The sequence below is a fragment of the Acetobacter malorum genome, assembly GCF_001580615.1.
Classification (GTDB): Bacteria; Pseudomonadota; Alphaproteobacteria; order Acetobacterales; family Acetobacteraceae; genus Acetobacter; species Acetobacter malorum.
Window position 1 is genome coordinate 41,425 of sequence record NZ_LHZC01000047.1, and the last position, 20,178, is coordinate 61,602.

A 20,178-nucleotide genomic window follows, 5' to 3' on the forward strand; every position below is an offset into this window, starting at 1 on the left:
CCGACAATGCGGGCGCGCATCCTACGCCATAAGTGGGGCTGTGTCAGGGTGTGGGGAAGGGGTGGCGGACATATTCGGTGTAAAAGTACTACAGTTTCATGACATTTGTTGCGTATGGGGGAGATTGTGGGTGCCTCTGGTTGCAGGCAGCCGGGGGGTTCAGTATTGCTCCCCCATCCCGACCTGTAGATCGGAACGGAGTGCAGATGGACGGAACCGCAGAGCAGCCCACACAGGCTGAACCGCCTCAGATAACCCGGCGATGGGATGGGGATGCCCTGTTCAGAACGCTGGTCGTTCTGACAGGCATCAGCGTGCTTATTGTGCTGGGCGCCATCATCACCGTTATGGTCACAGGGGGGTGGAAAGCCTTTTCCACTTTTGGGCCAAGCTTTTTTGTCACGGCCATCTGGAACCCGGTCACCCAGCATTTTGGGGCTGTGGCTCCGGTGTTCGGCACGCTGGCCAGCAGTTTTCTGGGGCTGGTGATTGCCGTGCCGCTGGCCTTTGGCACTGCCTTCTGGCTGACGGCGCTCGCACCGCCCGCCATTTCATCCGTTATTGGGATGGCGGTGCAGCTTCTGGCGGCTGTTCCGTCCATCATTTTCGGCATGTGGGGCTTTTTTGTGCTGGTGCCGGTCATGGCGCATTACGTGCAGCCGACCGCCCGCCACATGTTTGGGCATGTGCCCGTGCTGTCTGCGCTGGTCAGCGGCGCACCGTTTGGCACGGGTCTGCTCACAGCCGGACTGGTGCTGGCCGTTATGGTCGTGCCGTCCATTACCGCCGTGATGCGTGATGTCTTTGTCTCCATGCCGACCGTACTGCGTGAGAGCGCTTACGGGCTGGGCGCAACCCGCTGGGAAGTGATGCGCCAGGTTGTGCTGCCCTGGTCCCGGCAGGGTGTTGTGGGTGGCATTGTGCTGGGCATGGGCCGCGCCATGGGGGAAACCATGGCGGTGACCTTTGTCATTGGTGACAGTAACCACATTGGCTGGTCCCTGTTTGCACCAGCCAACACCATTGCCTCGCTGATTGCTCTGGAATTTCCGGAAAGCCCGGCAGGCAGCCTCAAGCTGTCCTCGCTGATGGCGCTGGGGGCTATCCTGATGGCAATTTCCTTTGTGACCCTCTGGGTGTCCCGCATTTTTCTGGCCCGGGGTGAAGCACGCGCAGGAAAACGCTCATGACGCGTCCGATAGTCTCGCAGACCGCAGACCGGCCTCAGCGGTCCGGCGTTCTGGCTCTGCGCCGCAAGATGATCGACAAGCTGGCAACCGGCATGAGCTGGCTGGCCATGCTGATTGTGGTGTTTGTGCTTGGCTCCATTCTCTGGACGCTGCTTAAAAACGGCTTGCCGGGTCTCACGCTCGCCCTGTTCACCCATTCCATGGGGGCTCCGGGGGCAGGTGGCGGTCTGGCTAACGCTATTGTCGGCAGTTTGCTGCAAACGGGTTTGTCCATTCTGCTGGGTGCGCCTGCTGGTCTGCTGACAGGCATTTTTCTGGCGGAATACGGGGCGAACACCAAACTGGCCCGCACTGTGCGGTTTGTGTCGGACATGCTGCTTTCTGCACCGTCCATTCTCATCGGCCTGTTTATCTACATGGTGCTGGTTGAGCCGTTTGGTCACTTCTCCGGCTTTTCCGGTGCGGCAGCGCTCTCACTCATGGCCATGCCGATTATTGTGCGCACGACGGAAGACATGCTGCGGCTTGTGCCCGTCTCCATGCGTGAGGCTGGCATTGCGCTGGGGGCCGCCAAATGGCGTGTTATTCTGTTTATCTGCGTGCGGGCCGCGCGCGGCGGCATCATGACCGGTGTGCTGCTGGCCATTGCCCGTGTTGCGGGGGAGACAGCGCCGTTGCTGTTCACCTCGCTGGGGAATTCCGAATGGTCTCTGGATATGCGGCGGCCGATGGCCAGCCTTCCGGTGGCTATCTATCAGTATGCAGGCTCCGCTTATCAGGACTGGATGCAGCAGGCATGGACTGGTGCTCTGCTGGTTACAGTCGGTGTGCTCATTATTAATATTGTGGTGCGGGTTGGCATCCGCGGAGGACGGACATGAACGAGAACACCATGCAGGCTATGCCCTCGGCTGATGTGGCGGCGGAGGCATCAGCCTCTGCGGTGTCAGGTCGCCCGATTGCCATCCAGGTGAACAATCTGGATTTTTATTACGGCAAGACCCACGCGCTGCATAACATTACGCTGGGCTTTCCCGAGCGGAGCGTAACGGGGATGATCGGCCCGTCCGGCTGCGGGAAATCCACCCTGCTGCGGGTGCTGAACCGGATGTATGACCTCTATCCGGGCCAGCGCGCCACGGGTGAAGTGCTGTTCTCCGGCCAGAACATTCTGGGCAGCGGGCTGGACCTGAACGCCCTGCGCTCCCGCGTGGGTATGGTGTTTCAAAAGCCCACGCCGTTCCCCATGTCGATCTATGACAACATCGCTTTCGGCATCCGCCTGCATGAGCGTGTGTCCCGGTCTGAAATGGACGGGCGGGTAGAAGATGCCCTGCGCCGCGTGGCCCTGTGGCCGGAGGTGAAGGACCGTCTTCAGGCCTCCGCTACCGCACTGTCCGGCGGCCAGCAGCAGCGCCTGTGCATTGCCCGCACCATTGCCGTGCGCCCGGAAGTGATTTTGCTGGATGAGCCGACCAGTGCGCTGGACCCGGTCTCCACCGCGCGCATTGAGGAACTGCTGGATGAACTCAAAACCGAGTTCACCATCGCTATCGTCACGCATAACATGCAGCAGGCCGCCCGCTGTGCGGATCAGGTGGCCTTCTTCTATCTGGGTGAACTGGTGGAAGTAGACAGCACGGCGCGGATGTTCACCGCCCCGCGTGAAAGCCGTACACAGGATTACATTACCGGCCGCTTTGGCTGAACAGGGAGGACACACTCATGGGGAACGAACCCGCGCATACCGTCACCCGATATGATCAGGAGCTGGACCGTCTGCGTGGGCTGGTGGCCCGCATGGGTGGTCTGGTGGAACGCCAGACGGCGCGGGCTATTGCCGCCGTGGTGGATCAGGATGAAGAAGCCGCTCTGGAACCGCCCGAGCTGGATGTGGAAGTGGATGCTCTGGAGCGCGAGGCGGAAAGCCTTGCCATCCGCATTCTGGCCCTGCGTGCGCCCATGGCGGTTGACCTGCGTGTGATTATTGCCGTGCTGAAAATCACCGGCGATTTCGAGCGTATCGGAGATTACGCCTCCAGCATTGCCCGCCGGGCGCTGAAGGTGGAACCGCTGGATGGTGCGCTGTCTTTTGGTGCGCTGCGCAACATGGCGCGGCTGGTGCAGGAAAACCTGCACAGCGCCATTGAGGCCATGGTCAATAATGACAGCGAATGCGCCATGCAGGTCTGGGGCTCTGATACGGCCATTGATGAACTCTATACCGCCATGTTCCGTGAGCTGGTGACGTATATGATGGAAGATCCGCGCAAGATCGGCCCCTGTATTCATCTGCTCTTCGTGGCTAAAAATTTAGAACGTATTGGCGATCACGCCACCAATATTGCCGAGCGTGTTTATTACGCGGTAACGGGGGAAATGCTTCCCGCGCTGCGTCCGCGTGGCGGGGCCGCAAAAAAGAGCGGCTGAGGCGACCTGAGTGCGTCCTGCCGTGCAGACTGAGAGAAGGGCAGGGCGTGCATAAATCAGGTTGGATCGGCATGGTGTCTCTTTTGGCGCTGGCCGGCTGTGCAGAACAGAACGGGGTGTGTCAGGTCTCGACTCTGGGGGACCTCCCCGTTCTGAATAAATTTGGCTCCCCCATCGTTGGGGTCACAATCAACGGGCATGATGCCGCGATGATTGTGGATAGCGGGGCCGATATCTCCATGATTTCGGAAGAGGCCAGCAAAAATTTCGGCCTCGTGGATACCGGGCACGTCCTCAATATCAGCGGCGTGACGGGAGAAATGTTCTCCCCCGTCATGCAGGCGGACAAGATGGGGCTGGGGTCCGGCACGAGTGGTGAAGTCTATCTGACGCAGGCCAAACGCTCTTTTGGCGGCACAATTGCGGGCCGGCCAGTGGTCGGGCTGTTTGGGGCGGACTTTCTGCACTCTTATGATGTGATGTTCGACCTGCCCGGCGGAAAGATTGCGCTCTACCAGCTCAGCGCGTGCAAAACTCCGACGCCTACGTGGGAAGGGCCGTCTTCAAAGCTCGACTGGTATCATCTGGGGACGAATGGGCTGCGCATCGGCACGACCATACGCCTGAACGGCAAGAAGATTGACGCCATGCTGGACAGTGGTGCCTGGCACACGTCCGTGCTGCCGTCTCAGGCCCGGAAAGCAGGCGTTTCAAAGAACGACCTTGCGCAGGATATCACCTTCACATCGAGCGGTGTCACAGGGAAAAGCAAAGTTGGCAGCCATCTGCACCGTTTTGCCAGCCTGCAGATAGGTGATGAGCTGTATCCCAATCCGCTGCTTGGCATCTCACCCATTGAAACGGACGGCTACGCGCTGCTGGGGGCGGATTTCCTGCGGCACAACCGGGTATGGGTGTCCTACCGGCATGAGCAACTCTATATTCAGCGCCTGAGGCCACCGGAGCAGGATCATACGTTTGACCTGCGTATCAAGCCGAAAAATGCGCCGGGAGCGGGGGGCGAACTGGCAGTGCCTTTGTCCGCGCCCTTCCCCCGTATTTCGCTGAAGGACGCGGCTCCCCCGGGGAGTGTACCTGCGGCCAGCACGCCTGCTGGCGCACCCGTCACAGTTTCACCAGCTCCCACACCGTAAGGTTTTGAGGCATCGCGTCGGGCGCGAAAGGGTCTGTCTCAGGTTAATCTGACAGGCCCTTTCAGGCAGACGTTAAGGGGCGTGAACCGTCAGGCCCAGCTGCTGTGCGATCTGCGGGGCTGAGGGCAGCATGCTCAGGCTGGCGGCAATGGCCATCAGCGGCACCGGCTGCTGCGGGCGCAGCGTGACGGTCAGTGGGCCACTGCCCGGATGGGCCAGATAGCTGATAAACTGCGGCACGGGCGCGTTCGGGTCACTCCCCTGCGGGACCAGATCGGTCTGGAGGGAGGTTGTGAACTCTTGCGGCGTCACGCCACGCGCTCTGGCGGAGTTTGCCAGCACTTTCGGCACCAGCCCGTGGTCCTTGTAGGACAGGTTCATGCTCATCACCTGCATATCGGCCGCACCGGCAGAGAGCAGGGCGAGGGTATTGGCCTCGCTGAAGTCACCATCCAGCGTCAGGCGGCCCATATCGGGGGCATCCAGACTAAATGTGTCGATGTGCAGTTTTTCGGCTTTGTAGTCATGCGTCAGGTTCAGCACCAGCGACCCACGGAAATGGTCATAGCCCAGCGTGGGCAGCTGGGAGAGGTTGGGCACAGAGGGCCACAGTTCCAGCCCCTGAACGCTTGAGACTTCCTGTTCTGACGCCTCGGAATGGGTCGCGTGGGAAGACACTTTGGCGACATGCATCAGCGGGCCTGTGCCATCAATTGCCAGCCCGTCCACCTGAATGTCCCGTACGCCGTTACGCGGCGTATAAGGCATGTTGTAGGTGAGGTTATTATAAAGGCCGGCCAGATCCACACCGTCCACCAGCACGGATTTGGCGCTGATCTGGCGTTGCGGTGCAACATTGGTGGCCAGCCGGACGTCTCGGGCGTCCAGATGTGAGGCTTCATCATTGCCGTAATCATCCACCGTCAGGCGGGTGGCCGAGATGTCCGATTGCAGGCTGCTGATAAAGCCGTGCAGCTTGCTGGCATCCACATGCTTGATTTCCAGCCCCTGCGGCGGTGTGCCGTGCTTGTCATCCCCGTTGGTGGGCAGTGTTACGCCATCCAGAGCCAGATCATCCATGCGCAGGTTGCCGGAGGAGTCTGTCATCTGGAACTTGTGGAAGATCAGATGGCCGATTCGTCTGGCGTCATCCCCGGTGGTGCTGACCTTGGAAATTTCCGCGTCATCCGCCGTAATGCTTTCCTGCCCCTGCCGGAATACCAGTGCGGTAAACTTCACACTCCGGCCCAGCAGGCCGGGCCATGCCTTTTTATAGGTGAGGGATGCGTCCGGCCCTAAGGTCTGACGGAAGCTGTTGATGCTTTTTTCCAGCATAACATGCTCGGCATGGCGCGCGGCCAGCCATCCAACACAGGCAAGGGCTGCAATACCAGCAACCGTAACAGGAACATGTTTCTTCACCAGGTAGGAATCCTGCTTGTTTTTACAAAGAAAGTCTTCAACGCATCTCCCCGTGTAATGCACGGGTGGGGGTGCTGCAAGTCTGGTTGCGGTAATATGTTACCGTGTGAAAAACTGTTGATTTTACGGGGGTGAACGCCGATTGCTCTTGACGAAGGGCTTTTGCGCACGCATAAGGCGCCCATCTTCAAAGCTTATAGTCTTAACGGAATCACACTCTCATGAAGACCACCCTCTCGCTGAAACCCGCGGAGGTGACGAAGAACTGGATCCTGATCGATGCCGAAGGCCTCGCTCTGGGTCGTCTGGCCGTCATCATCGCGAACCGCCTGCGCGGCAAGCACAAAGCTCAGTTCACCCCGCATGTTGACTGTGGTGACCATGTTGTTGTCATCAACGCCGAAAAAGTGGCGCTGACGGGCAACAAAGCTGGTCAGAAGCTGTTCCACTACCACACGGGTTACCCCGGCGGCATCAAGACCCGCACCATTGCACAGCGTCTGGGTGGCAAGAACCCCGACCATGTTGTGGTGAAGGCTGTTGAACGCATGATCACCCGTGGTCCGCTGCAGCGCCAGCAGATGCGCAGCCTGCACGTCTACGCTGGTGCAGAGCACCCGCATGACGGCCAGCAGCCGCAGAAGCTGGACGTTGCGGCTATGAATCGCAAAAACGTCGTTAACGCGCAGAAAGGCTGAGCATCATGTCTGAAACTCAGGAACGTACAGGCACGCTGGCTGATCTGAAAGACGTGGTTGCCACGGCTCCGGAAGCCCCTGTGTATGAAGTAAAACGCGATGCGCAGGGCCGCTCCTACGCAACGGGCCGTCGTAAAGACGCCGTGGCTCGCGTGTGGATCAAGCCCGGTAAAGGCGACATCACGGTTAACGGTCGTCCCGTTGGTACGTATTTCGCTCGCCCCGTGCTGCGCATGCTGCTGACGCAGCCTTTCCTGGTGGCTGACCGCTACAACCAGTTCGACGTGGTTTGCACCGTCGTTGGTGGTGGTCTGTCCGGTCAGGCTGGCGCTGTTCGTCACGGCATCAGCCGCGCGCTGACGCACTACGAACCCGGCCTGCGCAGCATTCTGAAAGCTGCTGGCTTCCTGACGCGTGACTCTCGTCAGGTTGAACGTAAGAAATACGGCCGCGCCAAAGCACGTCGTTCCTTCCAGTTCAGCAAGCGCTGATCCGGCAAGGACGTCCGCTTACAGCAACGTCAGAAAAAGGCGGGAGAGGGAAACCTCTCCCGCCTTTTTTGTTTTCTGGCGGGTTTGGTCCGGCTGGCTCAGGGCGCCAGAAAGGCTTTCACATCCCGCGCCAGAGCGGCCCGGCTGTCCGGGCGGGTGTAGAGCATGTGGCCGCCGGGGTAGGTGTGCAGGCCAATGCGGTTACGGCCTACGGGGATATGCTCCGCCACCCAGCGCGCACTGGCAAACGGGCAGGCCAGATCATAATAGCCATTGGCAATAAAAATGCGCAGGGTCGGGTTTAAGGCCAGCAGGCGGCGCAGGACGGGAATCTGGTGTGCCATAGGCTCGCCATCCCCCCGGAAGTCCCATGCGGCATTTACCTTCATGCTCAGCAGTTCGTAAGACAGATCCGTCCGATAGTTGAGTGTCTTGCTGGCATACTGTTCAAACGCGCTGCCATAGGCACGGCCAAAACCGGAGAGGGTCGGGTCCGGGCTGTCACCATTATCCACGCCTTCGGGGAAAGGGTCCGCAATGGAGACGGTCGCGTCATACAGCGTGTAAAGGCGTCCATCCCGGCTGCGGACATCATGCGCCATGGGCTGCGGCTGGCCGCGTTCTTTAGTGATGACCTCTTCCGGCAGGCCAGTGTGCTTGGCGACGTCTTCATAAAAATCACGCGCGGCATCACCCGTTGGCGGGGTGTTGGCCAGCGTGGAGAGATACGGGCCAAGTGCGTAGTGGTAGGCCTCATCCAGCTGATGTACTGCCGTTTCCGGCGCGAGCTTATGCTGCATGGCCAGCTTGGCGGCCTCAAAAGAGGGGAGCGTGAGGGCAGAGGCCAGAATGCTGTTACTGGTATCCAGAAGCCCCATGTCCAGCGCGGGCGAGATCATGATGATGCCGTTCACCATCAGATTCTGCTGCTGTGCTAGGGCTTCCGCTACCTCAATGGAGCGAATACCGCCGTAGCTTTCCCCAACCAGATAACGCGGAGACGTCAGGCGGCCATTGGTGTTGGCCCAGAGCTGAATTGTCTTGGCAAAAGCTTTGGCATCCTGCTTGACACCATAAAAGGTTTTGTCGGCTGTTTTCGGGTCGGTCGGGGTGGACCAGCCGGTGCCGGGGGCATCAATAAACACCATGTCGGTGTCGGGCAGCCAGCTATCAGGGTTGATCGCCAGACGGGCATTGGCACCATCGGTCGGGTTGCCTGCCGGGAAGGTCAGCGCTGTGGGGCCAGCGGCACCCAGATGTAGATACGCCGTAGCACCCCCCGGACCGCCATTGAAGAAGAAGGAGACCGGGCGCTTTGCCGGGTCCGCGCCATCCTGCGTATAGGCGACGTAAAAAATGCGGGCGGTGGGTTTGCCAGCATCATCCCGCAGCACAAGCGTGCCCGTGTGGGCGGTGTAGCTGATCTTGTGGCCGGCAAACGTGTCTGTGTGGTGGGTTATGGCATCATCCGGCAGCAGCGCGGCAGCACCGGTGAACTCTTTAGGGGCCGTTTTGGGGGCATCGGCATGCGGTGCGGCGGGCGGCGCGGCAGGGGCGGCGTAGACCGGGGCTGCAGATAGGCAAAGCGCCGTGGCCAAAGCAAGGCTGGCCCGTTTTTGAGGTCTGCGTATGTGTTTGCAGAGTAAAAAAGGCTTGATCATCAGAGTTTATTCTCCAAACACAGAAAAAGATATGAAGGCATGAGAGCAACTCTGCCCTGCTGAGGCGGAATGGACCATTTTTTGACAAAATTTTCTGTCTAAACCATGCCTGTCTTCCTGAGGATGCTCAGGAACTATGGAAGGAATATTTATGCAGTTCATTCGGAAAATCGCCATTATGGGGTTGCCGCTTGCAACGGCTCTGGTTTCAGCCACAGCCGCCTACGCCGATCCTTGCCTCTCCCTTACCTCCTGCGCACAGCAGCAGGTGCAGCAGGGAGTGGAGAATACGCGGAATGCCGTCAAGACTGATACCAACCAATTTTCATCCAACCTGAAAAATGCCCGCCAGTCCGCACAGGATCAGGCGAAGGCGCGTTGGAATAATGCCAGTGATGCCACCCGCCAGAAGTGGGAAGCGCAGCGTAATAAAGTGACCAACGCGGAGCAGAACGCGAAGGATAAGTGGAACAACGCAAGCGAAGAAACCCGCAAAAAGTGGGAAGCTCAGGGTAATAAGGTGACCAACGCGGAGCAGAGCGCGAAGGACAAGTGGAACAACGCGAACGAAGAGACCCGTAAAAAATGGGAAGCGCAGCGTAATAAAGTGACCAACGCGGAACAGAACGCGAAGGACAAGTGGAATAACGCAAGCGAGGAAACCCGCAAAAAGTGGGAAGCTCAGGGTAATAAGGTAACCAACGCGGAGCAGAACGCGAAGGATAAGTGGAACAACGCGAGTGATGAGACCCGCAAGAAGTGGGAAGCTCAGCGTGACAGCGTGACGAACGCCGGCAAGAACGCGCAGAACAAATGGAACAATGCCGGGCAGAATGCGAAAAATGCCTGGAAGAGCCAGAAAGACCGCATCAATTCCGACTGGAAAGATGCAACCTCTCTGCCCAAGCTGTAAGGCGCTGAGCGTTTAAGCAAGAAAAAGGCCCCTTCCTTTCGGGAGGGGCCTTTTTTGCATCTGATGCAGATCAGAAGGCTTTGCGTTTCCGGCTGGACGGGCCGCTTTTGCTAAAGCCACCGCCGCCACCTTTACGGGGCGGGCGGCCACCGGGGGCACCACCCGGGCCACCGGAACGCGGCGGACGGCCACCATCACGGCTGGCACCACCACGCGGCGGAGCGGAGGGCTCAACCGTGATTTCATCAGCATCGGCGCCAGCAGCGCAGGACTGGAAGCGCTCGGCTTTATCCTGTGCAATTTCCACCAGCGTGTGGTCCGGCTGAATACGGATTGCCCCGATATCCTGCTTGCGGATGCCACCCAGACGGCAGAGCATCGGCACCAGCCATTTCGGGTCAGCGCGATCTTCACGGCCAACAGACAGGCGGAACCATGAACCCGGCTCACGCGGGCCACGGTGGTCACCCTCTTCGTCATCCCGGCGGGTGCGTTCACGCGGGGCTTTTTTGACAGAGCCCGGAGAAATAACGCGTACGCTGGAAGGTTCCGGCAGGTTGGCGCGCCACATGGCAATCAGAGCCGCCGCAAGCTGATCAGCCGAATGGGCTTCCGTCAGCTTGGTGATCAGCTCATGCATGCCACCGGCTTCCGGCACAGCAATGGAGAGCTGCGGTGCAGACAGCAGGCGTTCAGCGTCAGCGCGGGCAATATCTTCCGGCGTCGGTGCGCCACCCCATTCTGCCGTAACTTTCGCGCCTTCCAGCAGCCGTTCAGCCAGCCTTCTGCGTGAGGGCGGAACCAGAAGCACACAGGTGCCTTTGCGCCCGGCGCGCCCGGTGCGGCCTGAACGGTGCAGCAGGGTTGCAGGGTTGGACGGCAGGCTTGCGTGGATCACCAGACCGAGGTCCGGAATATCAATGCCACGGGCGGCCACGTCGGTCGCTACGCAGACGCGTGCCTGACCGTGACGCAGGCTTTCAATGGCGCGGCTACGTTCGTTCTGCCCGAGATCACCGGAGATGGCCACGGAGGAGAAGCCACGCTGCGTCAGGATACCCTGCAACTGCCGCACAGCTTCACGCGTGTGGCAGAACACAATGGCGGAGGGAGACTCCATCTGGCGCAGCACGTTGACGATGGTGTTCGCCATGTCGGACTGGTCCGTCAGCACCGCGCGGTAGGTAATGTCCGTGTGCGGTGCGCTGCCGCTCTGCGTATCAATGCGCAGGGCGTCCGTCTGATAACGGCGGGCCAGATTGGCAATGTCCCGCGCAATGGTGGCGGAGAACAGCAGGGTGCGGCGTTCCGGCGGGGCGGCTTTCAGCAGGGTTTCCAGCTCATCACGGAAGCCGAGATCAAGCATTTCATCTGCTTCATCCAGCACTACGGCGCGGAGGCTGGACAGCTTGAGCTGCCCGCGGGAGAGATGGTCACACAGGCGGCCCGGCGTGCCGACCACAATGTGGCAGCCAGCGTTCAGGGCGCGGGCTTCTACGCGGGGTTCCATACCACCAACGCAGGAGACGATGCGTGCACCGCTGGAGGCATAGAGCCATTCCAGCTCATTACGCACCTGCAGGGCGAGTTCACGCGTAGGGGCAATCACCAGAGCCAGCGGCGCGCCCGGCGGGGGGCAGCGGCCATTGTCATCCAGCAGGGTGTTTGCCATGGCCAGACCGAAGGCAACGGTTTTACCGGAGCCAGTACGGGCTGAAACAAGAAGGTCCCGACCTTCGGCGTCAGGTGCCAGAACGGCAGCCTGAACTGGAGTTGCGGATTCGTACCCGCGAGCGGCAAGAGCGCTCGCAAGAGAGGCGGGGGCATTCTGAAAAGGCATTCTACTTTAGGTCCAGGCAACAAGATGTATGGGGGGATAAAGGTTCCCCGCATGAATGGCCAGAGGCCTGGCCGGAGAACTTTTGCCCTAAGCGCTTATCGGTAAGCGTGGTGTGTTACTGGAACGGCAGGTAACGGAAGTCCAGAAATATCTGACTCATGCTTGTATCCGGACCCCCGCCCTGACCCTTCCAGGCGTCCCTGCGGGAGTAGGCAAGCTGGGCTCCGGCTTCCACCGTTCCGTAGTGTCCTTTGAAGAAACGATACCATGCGCCGACGGTCGCTTCCATCACGCTGCGGGTGTTGGCCGTGCAGCCAAGAGTGGACAATTCTGTCTCACACCCGAGGTTGGAATAGTTCGGATTTCCGTAGCCGTACGCCCCGCTGCCATAGTTGGAATAGCGGCGTCCGGCTTCCTGATAACCAAAGAAGCCATACACATCCACACGCGGCGTGGGGTGGGCAATAACGCCGCCCGTGGCCTGAATGGAGGGGATGGGGGCAACGTCGCCATCGGCTTTCAGGGTGGCGTCAGGCAGCAGCACGGAGCCGTAGCGGCCTATGCCAACCCCGGCCAACCCGGCCAGACGAACTTCCACTTTATGCGGCAGAACCGGCAGCACCATGGAGCCACCGCCGCCGCCCGCAATGGCGGTATTGTTGTGGCCCTGCCCGAGGGAGGCCACGCGGTCATGCGGGAAATGCAGGATGCCCACGGCCTCGTAATGGCCCCAGTGCGGGTCCCACGCCACCTTGCCGATAACATCCGGCGCGATTTCGTTGGAGAAGGGGGCATCATTGGTCAGGCCCGTGCCGTTACTGCTGACCGTGGCGGTTTTGCCATTAGGCAGCGTGACGGTGCCATCGGCATTGGTGAAGCCGGTGGTGTCATACAGCGTGGCCGAGTTTTCGATGGACAGCCCCAGCCACAGACGGTGCTGGAGGAAATCTTTCACAAACCGGAACTGCAACTGCCGCGCCCATGTCTGGCCCGCCAGCATGGAAGACTCGACGGTTTCCGGCAAACTTTCCTGACGCGGAATAATACCGATACGGCCCGGCGTGAGCATGCTCCACGCCTGACCGGCGAGGAAATGGAAATCCAGGTCACTATTATCATACGCCAGATAGGCCTGCCGCATGCGGAAGGCGTAGCTGTTGCTTTCATACGCATCGGTGGTGGCGGCACCAGCCCCAAAGTCCATTTCAAAAAAGCCGGAAATGGTGGAGTGCGTATCCACATTCCCACGTGCCATGAGCGAGATGCGGCTGTAGCGCGCGCTGCCTTCAAAATTGTTGGTGTGGTAGCGGGACTCGTTGGGGTACGGCATCGCCTGCCAGTAGTTGAAGGTGCCGGAGGGCACGTGGCGGTTTTCCACCACGGCGGCGGCATCCAGAAAGCCACCCAGAATGAGGGTGACCGGCCCCATGTGGAACACGCCGTGGTCACCCAGCGCGCCTGCTGCCTGTGCGCCTGCGGTTTCACGCGAGTGCGGCCCGACGCTGTTCTCAGCAATGCGGGAAATCATGTCTTCCGCACGGTGGCCAATCACGGCTTCCACATCCGGATGATCATCCTGCCCGGAGAACACAGGTTGTGCATCCGGCCCCGTCGCATGGCGTCCGGTGTGGTGCGGTGTGGTCATGGCGGTTGTGGTGGTGCCGGCGGATTCAATGCCCACGTCGTCAGACCCCGTCTCCGGGGACCAGCCTTTATGGCCTGTTCCGCTGCCTGTGGCCGTGTTCCGCGCCGTTGTTACCGTATGGTGGCTGTTGCCGACTGCGGATTGAGTGGCGGAACCGCCGCCGCCATGCGTTAGCGCGGCGCGATGGGCGGCAATCTGTTTCTGCATGCCCACCATCGCTTTCTGGAGGGCTTTCTGCTGCTCCTGAATTTGCGCCATCTGGTGTTCGAGCGCTTCCAGAGAGGCTGCTTCATCTTCTGCTGCGTAGGCCGTGCCGGAAAGCTGCATGCAGAGCAGCCCTGTCGCCAGAATAGTGCCAACACAAAGCCATGTCCGCATCTGGCGAGATGCTGGCGCAGGCAGAAGAGAAAAGGTGGTCATTTCTTTAAATATTATCCCCGGAACAGGTTCATTTATTGTTTGAAACCATTTTGCCGAGCCTTGCGTAAAGACTATTTTTTTAAAAAATAATTTCAGCAAGACCGGCTTCCGCGTTATGAGCACTGCAAATTTTGACGAAGCCGATGTCAGAGGGGGACTGTCTTGTGGCGAAAATGATCCATTCCATGCTGCGCGTTCTTGATGAAGAGCGTTCGCTGGCGTTTTACCAGACCGCCTTTGGCCTCAGGCCGGTTGATCGGCTGGTGTTTGACAGCTTTACGCTGATCTATCTGGCTAATGACGAGCAGACGTTTGAGCTGGAACTGACCATTAATCATGGCCGCACCGAACCCTACGCGCTGGGGGATGGATACGGCCATCTGGCTGTTTCTGTTGAGGATCTGGCGTCCGAACATGCCCGTCTGGACACCGCAGGCTTCTCACCCACGCCCATCAAGACGCTGGAAACCGATAACCGCATTATCGGCACCTTCTTTTTCCTGACCGATCCGGACGGGTATAAAATTGAAGTGCTGGGCCGTGGTGAGCCGGGGCGCTTTCTCTAACTCTCACAGCCCTGTTCCGTCATGGCATTAGGGGCTGATCTGCCTTATAAGGCGCGGTATGCAGACCTCTTTCTCCAAGATGCACGGGCTTGGGAATGACTTTGTCATTCTCGACGAGCGTGCCGGCCATCTGTCCCTCACCCCCACGCGGATTGCAGCCCTTGCAGACCGCCGCAGAGGGATTGGCTTTGACCAGCTGGTAACGCTCCGCCCGGCCTGTGCGGAGGGCGCCCATGTGTTTGTGCGTTTCTTCAACCCCGATGGGTCAGAAGCCGGGGCCTGCGGCAATGCGTCCCGCTGTGTGGCGGATCTGGTATTTCGTCAGACCGGCAACCGCACGCCTGTGCTGCAAACACGGGCCGGAACCCTGCCTGCCCGGATTGAAGAGAACGGGCTGGTGACAGTCGACATGGGCACCCCAAAGCTGGACTGGCAGGCTGTGCCTCTTGCAGCGGAGATGGACACCCTCCATCTGCCTCTGGATGGAGACCCGGCGGCGGCCTCCATGGGGAACCCACACGCAACTTTTTTTGTGAAAGATTTTTCGATGCTCAGCCATGGCAGTGCGCTGGAGCATGACCCGCTCTTCCCTGATCGCGCCAATATTGGTTTTGCCCGCATAGACAGCCCTGAGAGCATGCGCCTGAAAGTGCATGAACGCGGGGCAGGGGTGACGGAAGCCTGCGGGTCCGGCGCGTGTGCCGCGGTGGTCAATGCCGTGCGGCGCGGGCTGGTGGAACGTCGTTGCACGGTGGAGCTGGATGGCGGCATTCTGCAGATTGAATGGGCCGAAAACGGCCACGTGCTGATGACTGGCCCTGCCGCGACAGCGTTTGACGGGGTGGTGGATCTGGCCACCTACGCCTCATGACCCGCCCTGAAATTCTGACATTTGGGTGTCGGCTGAACACGTGGGAAAGCGAAGTCATGCGCGAGCATGCGGCGGCGCTGGAAGACGTGATTATCGTCAACACCTGCGCCGTGACGGGCGAGGCCGAGCGGCAGGCCCGTCAGGCCATCCGCCGTGCGCATCGCGACAATCCGGATGCCCGCATTGTAGTCACAGGCTGTGCCGCGCAGATTGACCCGGACCGCTGGGCCACTCTGCCGGGTGTGACACGTGTGCTGGGCAACGAAGAAAAGCTGAAAGCGGAAAGCTGGGCTCCCGCCGCCATGAACGAGCCGCTTGCGGTGTCCGACATCATGGCCGCGAAGGAAACCGCCGCGCATCTGGTGACGGAATTTGCAGGCCGGACGCGTGCTTTTGTGCAGGTTCAGCAGGGGTGTGACCATCGCTGCACCTTCTGCATCATTCCCTTCGGGCGCGGGCCGTCCCGTTCCGCGCCAGTCGGCGTGGTGGTCGAGCAGGTGCGTGCCCTTGTCGAATCGGGCTACCGCGAAGTGGTGCTGACCGGTGTGGACATGACTTCATGGGGCGGAGACCTGCCGGGCACCCCGTCACTTGGGCAGTTGTGCCGCCGTGTGCTGGGGCTGGTGCCACAGCTGGAGCGCCTGCGCCTGTCCTCGGTTGATCCGGTGGAAATTGACGAGGACATCTGGCGGCTGCTGGAGCATGAGCCGCGCTTTATGCCGTATCTGCATCTCTCGCTTCAGGCCGGGTCGGACCTCATCCTCAAGCGCATGAAGCGCCGCCATCTGGCGGAAGATGCCGCGCGGGTGATTGAGCGTGCCCGCAAACTGCGCCCCGATATCGGTATCGGCGCGGACGTAATTGCCGGATTCCCGACGGAAGATGAGGCGCTGTTTGAAGAAACATGCGCTTTTCTGGAGGCGCAGGGCGTGCCGTATCTGCATGTCTTTCCCTACAGCGAGCGTCCGGGCACGCCGGCAGCGCGGATGCGTGCTGTGCCAGTGCCCGAGCGCAAGGCGCGGGCGGCGCGCCTGCGGGAGGTGGGAGCGGCGTCGGCCGAGCGGTATTATCAGAGTCTGCTGGGGCAGACTTTGCGCGTGCTGATGGAAACGCCCACATCCGGGCATAGTGAACAGTTTGCCCCCGTCCGTCTTGCGGAGGGTGAGGCGGAAACGGGTGAGATTATCAGTCTGCGGGCTGTTGCGGTGGATGCCGCCGGTCTGCTGGCGGAAAGGGTTTGAGATGGCGCTAGGTTTTTTTTCACGGCTCAAGAAGGGCCTCTCCCGCTCAACGCAGAAGCTGGGCGGTGGCCTCACATCCGTCTTCACCAAGCGCAAGCTGGATGATGAGGCGCTTGAAGAGCTGGAAGACCTGCTGATTACGGCAGACCTCGGCCCTGCTGTGGCAGAGCGCATTATCGACTCGTTCCGCCGCACCCGCTTCGGCACGGAAGTGACGGATGAGGAAATCCGCACCGCTCTGGCAGATGAAATTGCCAGCGTGCTGGAACCGGTCGCCATCCCGTTTGAGCCGGACCCGGCGCATAAGCCGCATGTGGTGCTGGTGGTAGGCGTGAATGGCGTGGGGAAAACCACCACCATTGGCAAGATGGCCCGCTCTTTCAGCGATCAGGGCAAGAAAGTGATGATGGTGGCGGGCGATACCTTCCGCGCCGCTGCCGTGGAGCAGTTGCAGGTGTGGGGTGAGCGCACCGGCTGTCAGGTGATTGCCGGGGCACCCAATGCGGATGCTGCCGGTCTGGCGTTTGAAGGCCTGAAGCGCGCCAAGGCGCAGGATGCGGACCTGCTGTTTGTGGATACGGCGGGCCGTTTGCACAACAAAAGCGCGCTGATGGAAGAGCTGGCCAAAATTATTCGCGTCATGCGGAAATTTGATGAGACCGCACCCCATTCTGTTCTGCTGGTGCTGGATGCCACCACCGGGCAGAACGCCATGGAGCAGGTGCGCGTGTTCCGTGAGCTGGTGAATGTGACCGGCCTTGTGGTCACCAAACTGGATGGCTCGGCCCGTGGCGGCATTGTGGTGGCGCTGGCGGATAGCTTCGGTTTGCCGGTGCACGCCGTGGGTGTTGGGGAGCAGGTGGAAGATCTCCGGCCCTTCTCCGCGCAGGACTTTGCCAGGGGGCTGGTCGGCTCGGCTGAAGCTGAGGCCGAAACCGCATCCTGACGCAGGCGGAAGAGTCCGTTAGTGCGCTTTTTTTGCATGCGTGACGGATTTTCCGCTCAGTGCTACGGATGCTTCCTTGACAGGATATGGCAGCGCCGTTAGCAAGCGCCTGCACCCTTCTGGGAGTGCGAAGTATGGGTGAAGACAGCGACGAGTCTTTTGCTAAGCGATTGAGAGAGGCAGAACGCCGCTCCGGTCGGGTAGAAGAGGATGAAAAAGCCAGTAAGTCTGAGAAGGATGAACTGTCCCTCCCGGCACTGGCGCTCAGAGCCGGGACGGAAATGATTTCCGCACTGGTGGTTGGGGTTGCTGTGGGGTGGGGACTGGACCGTTGGTTCCATACCCGCGCTATTTTCCTGATTATCTTCGCGCTGATGGGCGGAAGTGCAGGAGTGCTGAATGTCTGGCGGCTGGTAAAGCCACCGGAACAGTGAGTTGGAAAGCTGAAGGCCCGGCAGGATAGTCCGGGCACAGTGGAGTAGGAGAACGGTTTTGGCGGGCGGTTCCAGTATCGACGTACTTGGTCAGTTCGAGCTTCATCCCGTTCTCGGCGGGCTTGGTGAGGCACTGCGCTTCAGTCAGTCACCTCTCTACATGATCCTGGCTGCGTGCCTGGTTCTGGCGTTCCTGTATTTCGGTATGCGCCCTGCTGCTGTGGTGCCTGGTCGTTTCCAGGCTGCTGCCGAGGTGTGCTACGAATTCATTCACAGCATGGCGGTGGACACCATCGGGCCGGAAGGCACGGCGTTCTTCCCGTTCATCTTCACGCTGTTCTTCTTCATTCTGGCCGGGAACTACATCGGCCTGCTGCCTTTCTCCTTCACCTTCACCAGCCATATTGCAGTGACCCTCGGCCTTGCCGTGATGGTGTTCCTGCTGACGGTGATCGTGTCGCTCAAGGTGCAGGGCTTCCGCTTCTTCGCGCACTTCATGCCGGCTGGTGCCAGCATGTTCCTCGCGCCGCTGCTGATCCCGATTGAGATTCTGTCCTTTCTCTCTCGCCCCGTGAGCCTGTCCATCCGACTGTTTGCAAACATGGTCGCCGGACACGTCATGTTCGATATTTTCGCAAGCTTCGTCATCATGCTCGCCGGTTTTGGTGTGGTGGGTGATGTGTTTGCGATAGGGCCTATTGCCATTAACATGGCGCTGGTGGCTCTTGAGTTGCTTGTTGGTGTGCTGCAGGCCTATGTGTTTGCCATTCTGACGTGCATCTACCTGCGGGAGGCCGTGGCTCACTGAGCTGCTTTGCCCGTTTCGTTTGAACTGTACTTTTTAACAAGGAAGTGACTGATATGGACATCGCTGCAGCCCGGGAAATCGGTGCAGGTATCGCCGTAATCGCCCTCGCCGGCGTTGGTATCGGCCTCGGCAACATCTTTTCAACGCTGGTGAGCAGCATTGCTCGCAACCCCGCATCTCGTCCGCACGTGTTCGGTCTGGGCATGCTGGGCTTCGCGCTGACAGAAGCTATCGCGCTGTTCGCGCTTCTCATCGCGTTCCTGATCCTGTTCGTCTGAGAAAACGGTAGGAAAAGGGAGGCCTTCCTGTGGGTGTCATGATGAAGATTGTCCGTGCCGGTTTACTCGCTACGGTATCCGGCGTGTCTCTTCTGGTAATGGCTGCACCTGGTGCACACGCCGCAGGGATGCCTCAGCTTGATTTTCACAACCCCCTGGTTACCGGTCAGGTAATCTGGGGTGCTGTGATCTTCCTGGGCTTTTACCTGGTGCTGAGCCAGGTAATGCTGCCGCGCGTTGGCCGCGTTCTGGAAGACCGGAGCAAGCGTATCTCGGGTGACCTTGATGTTGCGCGCTCTGCAAAACAGGATGCAGACAAAGCGGTGGCGGAACTCCAGCAGGCGCGTAAAGACGCCATGGCTGAAGCTCAGGCCAATCTGCAGAAAACGCTGGACGCTGAACAGCAGGCTGCAGATCAGAAGCTGGCAGAAATCAATGCCCGTCTTTCAGCCGAAATTGCTGACGCTGAAAAACGTATTGCTGCCGAAAAAGCTCAGGCTTTCGGTACGCTCAAAGAAATTGCTGCTGATACCACGCAGGCGCTCGTTTCTCGCCTGACAGGTGTCACGCCCGACGCCCAGCTTGTGGCGCAGAAGGTTGACGGCGCGATCGCGCACCAGAATATCTGACCGGCTCCGGGAGAACTTAAAGTCATGTCTGGCATTTTTCACGAAGCAGGTTTCTGGGTCGCTGTTTCCTTCGTTCTGTTTTTCGTCTTCTTTGGCCGTAAGGTCTGGGCACCTATCGCGACTATCCTTGATAGCCGTGCCGCCCGCATCCGTCAGGAACTGGACGAATCCGCCCAGCTCCGCCGGGAAGCCGAGCAGATGCTGGAAGATGCCACGCGTGAGCGTGAGCAGGCGCTGGTTGAAGCCAAAACCATGGTTGAGCAGTCTCTGCAGCATGCTGCAGAACTGGCTGAAAAAGCCCGCGCAGAAGCAGAAGCTGCTGTGCAGCGCCATGAGCAGATGGCACGTGACCGGATTGCTGCCGTAGAACGCGCAGCGATCAAGGAAGTGCGTCAGGCCGCTATTGACGTTGCTGTTGAAGCCGCACGCGGTGTGCTGGGTCAGTCTCTGGACCAGCAGAAGGCAGAAGCTCTGGTCGATCAGGCCATTGCCAACCTGCCGACCGCTCTTGCGCGTCACGCTGCCTGAGCGCGCGTTTGCT

The 20,178-nt window shown here is 59.9% G+C and carries 21 protein-coding genes; 17 read left to right on the plus strand and 4 right to left on the minus strand.

The annotated features are described in order from the left end of the window. Window positions 1–206: 206 nt before the first annotated feature. From pstC to AD930_RS07035, 5 genes are all read left to right on the plus strand, one after another. Window positions 207–1,190, plus strand: a complete 984-nt coding sequence (gene pstC, locus AD930_RS07015) for a phosphate ABC transporter permease subunit PstC (protein WP_043549348.1) — start codon at window positions 207–209, stop codon at window positions 1,188–1,190. Then, window positions 1,187–2,071 (plus strand): phosphate ABC transporter permease PstA, encoded by an 885-nt coding sequence (pstA, locus tag AD930_RS07020; protein ID WP_061505649.1) that lies wholly within the window; start codon window positions 1,187–1,189, stop codon window positions 2,069–2,071. The genes pstC and pstA overlap by 4 nt, the downstream gene beginning before the upstream one ends. Window positions 2,072–2,091: 20 nt before the next feature. Then, window positions 2,092–2,898 (plus strand): phosphate ABC transporter ATP-binding protein PstB, encoded by an 807-nt coding sequence (pstB, locus tag AD930_RS07025; protein ID WP_061505691.1) that lies wholly within the window; start codon window positions 2,092–2,094, stop codon window positions 2,896–2,898. Window positions 2,899–2,915: 17 nt separating this feature from the next. Then, window positions 2,916–3,620 (plus strand): phosphate signaling complex protein PhoU, encoded by a 705-nt coding sequence (gene phoU, locus AD930_RS07030; RefSeq protein ID WP_043549347.1) that lies wholly within the window; start codon window positions 2,916–2,918, stop codon window positions 3,618–3,620. Between the two features lie 71 nt (window positions 3,621–3,691). Next, entirely contained in the window at window positions 3,692–4,774 is a 1,083-nt protein-coding gene (locus AD930_RS07035) for a retroviral-like aspartic protease family protein (protein ID WP_061505650.1), read from the plus strand. A 72-nt stretch (window positions 4,775–4,846) separates the two neighbouring features. On the opposite strand, the gene AD930_RS07040 is transcribed toward AD930_RS07035, so the two are convergent. Further along, entirely contained in the window at window positions 4,847–6,196 is a 1,350-nt protein-coding gene (locus tag AD930_RS07040; RefSeq protein WP_061505651.1) for a hypothetical protein, read from the minus strand. A gap of 221 nt (window positions 6,197–6,417) precedes the next feature. Here AD930_RS07040 and rplM point away from each other — a divergent pair, with 221 nt between their 5' ends. Together rplM and rpsI are read left to right on the plus strand one after the other, a co-directional pair. Beyond that, a complete protein-coding gene (gene rplM, locus AD930_RS07045) occupies window positions 6,418–6,894 on the plus strand; it encodes a 50S ribosomal protein L13 (RefSeq protein ID WP_025827672.1) in 477 nt (158 codons plus the stop codon). 5 nt (window positions 6,895–6,899) lie between these two features. Then, complete coding sequence (gene rpsI / locus AD930_RS07050) at window positions 6,900–7,385, plus strand: 30S ribosomal protein S9 (RefSeq protein WP_043549344.1); 486 nt, start codon at window positions 6,900–6,902, stop codon at window positions 7,383–7,385. A gap of 98 nt (window positions 7,386–7,483) precedes the next feature. Here the strand turns inward: rpsI and AD930_RS07055 are convergent, their stop codons facing one another. Continuing rightward, window positions 7,484–9,046 (minus strand): S10 family peptidase, encoded by a 1,563-nt coding sequence (locus AD930_RS07055; protein ID WP_061505652.1) that lies wholly within the window; start codon window positions 9,044–9,046, stop codon window positions 7,484–7,486. A gap of 151 nt (window positions 9,047–9,197) precedes the next feature. Here AD930_RS07055 and AD930_RS07060 point away from each other — a divergent pair, with 151 nt between their 5' ends. Beyond that, window positions 9,198–9,959, plus strand: coding sequence for a type 2 periplasmic-binding domain-containing protein (locus tag AD930_RS07060; protein WP_061505653.1), 762 nt, complete (start codon window positions 9,198–9,200; stop codon window positions 9,957–9,959). Window positions 9,960–10,029: 70 nt separating this feature from the next. On the opposite strand, the gene AD930_RS07065 is transcribed toward AD930_RS07060, so the two are convergent. Beyond that, entirely contained in the window at window positions 10,030–11,799 is a 1,770-nt protein-coding gene (locus tag AD930_RS07065; protein WP_061491787.1) for a DEAD/DEAH box helicase, read from the minus strand. A 115-nt stretch (window positions 11,800–11,914) separates the two neighbouring features. Further along, window positions 11,915–13,864, minus strand: a complete 1,950-nt coding sequence (locus AD930_RS07070; protein ID WP_061505654.1) for a hypothetical protein — start codon at window positions 13,862–13,864, stop codon at window positions 11,915–11,917. A gap of 164 nt (window positions 13,865–14,028) precedes the next feature. On the opposite strand from AD930_RS07070, the gene AD930_RS07075 reads away from it, so the two are divergent. The 9 genes from AD930_RS07075 to atpF all read left to right on the plus strand — a co-directional run bounded on the left by AD930_RS07075 (window position 14,029) and on the right by atpF (window position 20,165). Continuing rightward, window positions 14,029–14,430, plus strand: a complete 402-nt coding sequence (locus tag AD930_RS07075) for a VOC family protein (RefSeq protein ID WP_061505692.1) — start codon at window positions 14,029–14,031, stop codon at window positions 14,428–14,430. A gap of 58 nt (window positions 14,431–14,488) precedes the next feature. Continuing rightward, a complete protein-coding gene (dapF, locus tag AD930_RS07080; RefSeq protein ID WP_061505655.1) occupies window positions 14,489–15,301 on the plus strand; it encodes a diaminopimelate epimerase in 813 nt (270 codons plus the stop codon). Further along, window positions 15,298–16,542 carry a tRNA (N(6)-L-threonylcarbamoyladenosine(37)-C(2))-methylthiotransferase MtaB gene (mtaB, locus tag AD930_RS07085; protein ID WP_061505656.1) on the plus strand — a complete coding sequence of 415 codons (1,245 nt, stop codon included), beginning with the start codon at window positions 15,298–15,300 and terminating at the stop codon, window positions 16,540–16,542. Before dapF ends, mtaB begins: the two co-directional genes overlap by 4 nt. Window position 16,543: 1 nt before the next feature. Further along, window positions 16,544–17,488, plus strand: coding sequence for a signal recognition particle-docking protein FtsY (gene ftsY / locus AD930_RS07090; RefSeq protein WP_061502637.1), 945 nt, complete (start codon window positions 16,544–16,546; stop codon window positions 17,486–17,488). Window positions 17,489–17,622: 134 nt separating this feature from the next. Continuing rightward, window positions 17,623–17,922 carry an AtpZ/AtpI family protein gene (locus tag AD930_RS07095; RefSeq protein WP_061505657.1) on the plus strand — a complete coding sequence of 100 codons (300 nt, stop codon included), beginning with the start codon at window positions 17,623–17,625 and terminating at the stop codon, window positions 17,920–17,922. 58 nt (window positions 17,923–17,980) lie between these two features. Further along, a complete protein-coding gene (locus AD930_RS07100; RefSeq protein WP_061502640.1) occupies window positions 17,981–18,730 on the plus strand; it encodes a F0F1 ATP synthase subunit A in 750 nt (249 codons plus the stop codon). Window positions 18,731–18,783: 53 nt separating this feature from the next. Then, window positions 18,784–19,008 (plus strand): ATP synthase subunit C family protein, encoded by a 225-nt coding sequence (locus tag AD930_RS07105; protein ID WP_003624142.1) that lies wholly within the window; start codon window positions 18,784–18,786, stop codon window positions 19,006–19,008. A gap of 47 nt (window positions 19,009–19,055) precedes the next feature. Further along, window positions 19,056–19,637 carry a F0F1 ATP synthase subunit B family protein gene (locus AD930_RS07110; protein WP_081894059.1) on the plus strand — a complete coding sequence of 194 codons (582 nt, stop codon included), beginning with the start codon at window positions 19,056–19,058 and terminating at the stop codon, window positions 19,635–19,637. A gap of 33 nt (window positions 19,638–19,670) precedes the next feature. Continuing rightward, entirely contained in the window at window positions 19,671–20,165 is a 495-nt protein-coding gene (atpF, locus tag AD930_RS07115) for a F0F1 ATP synthase subunit B (protein WP_043549427.1), read from the plus strand. Window positions 20,166–20,178: the final 13 nt, after the last annotated feature.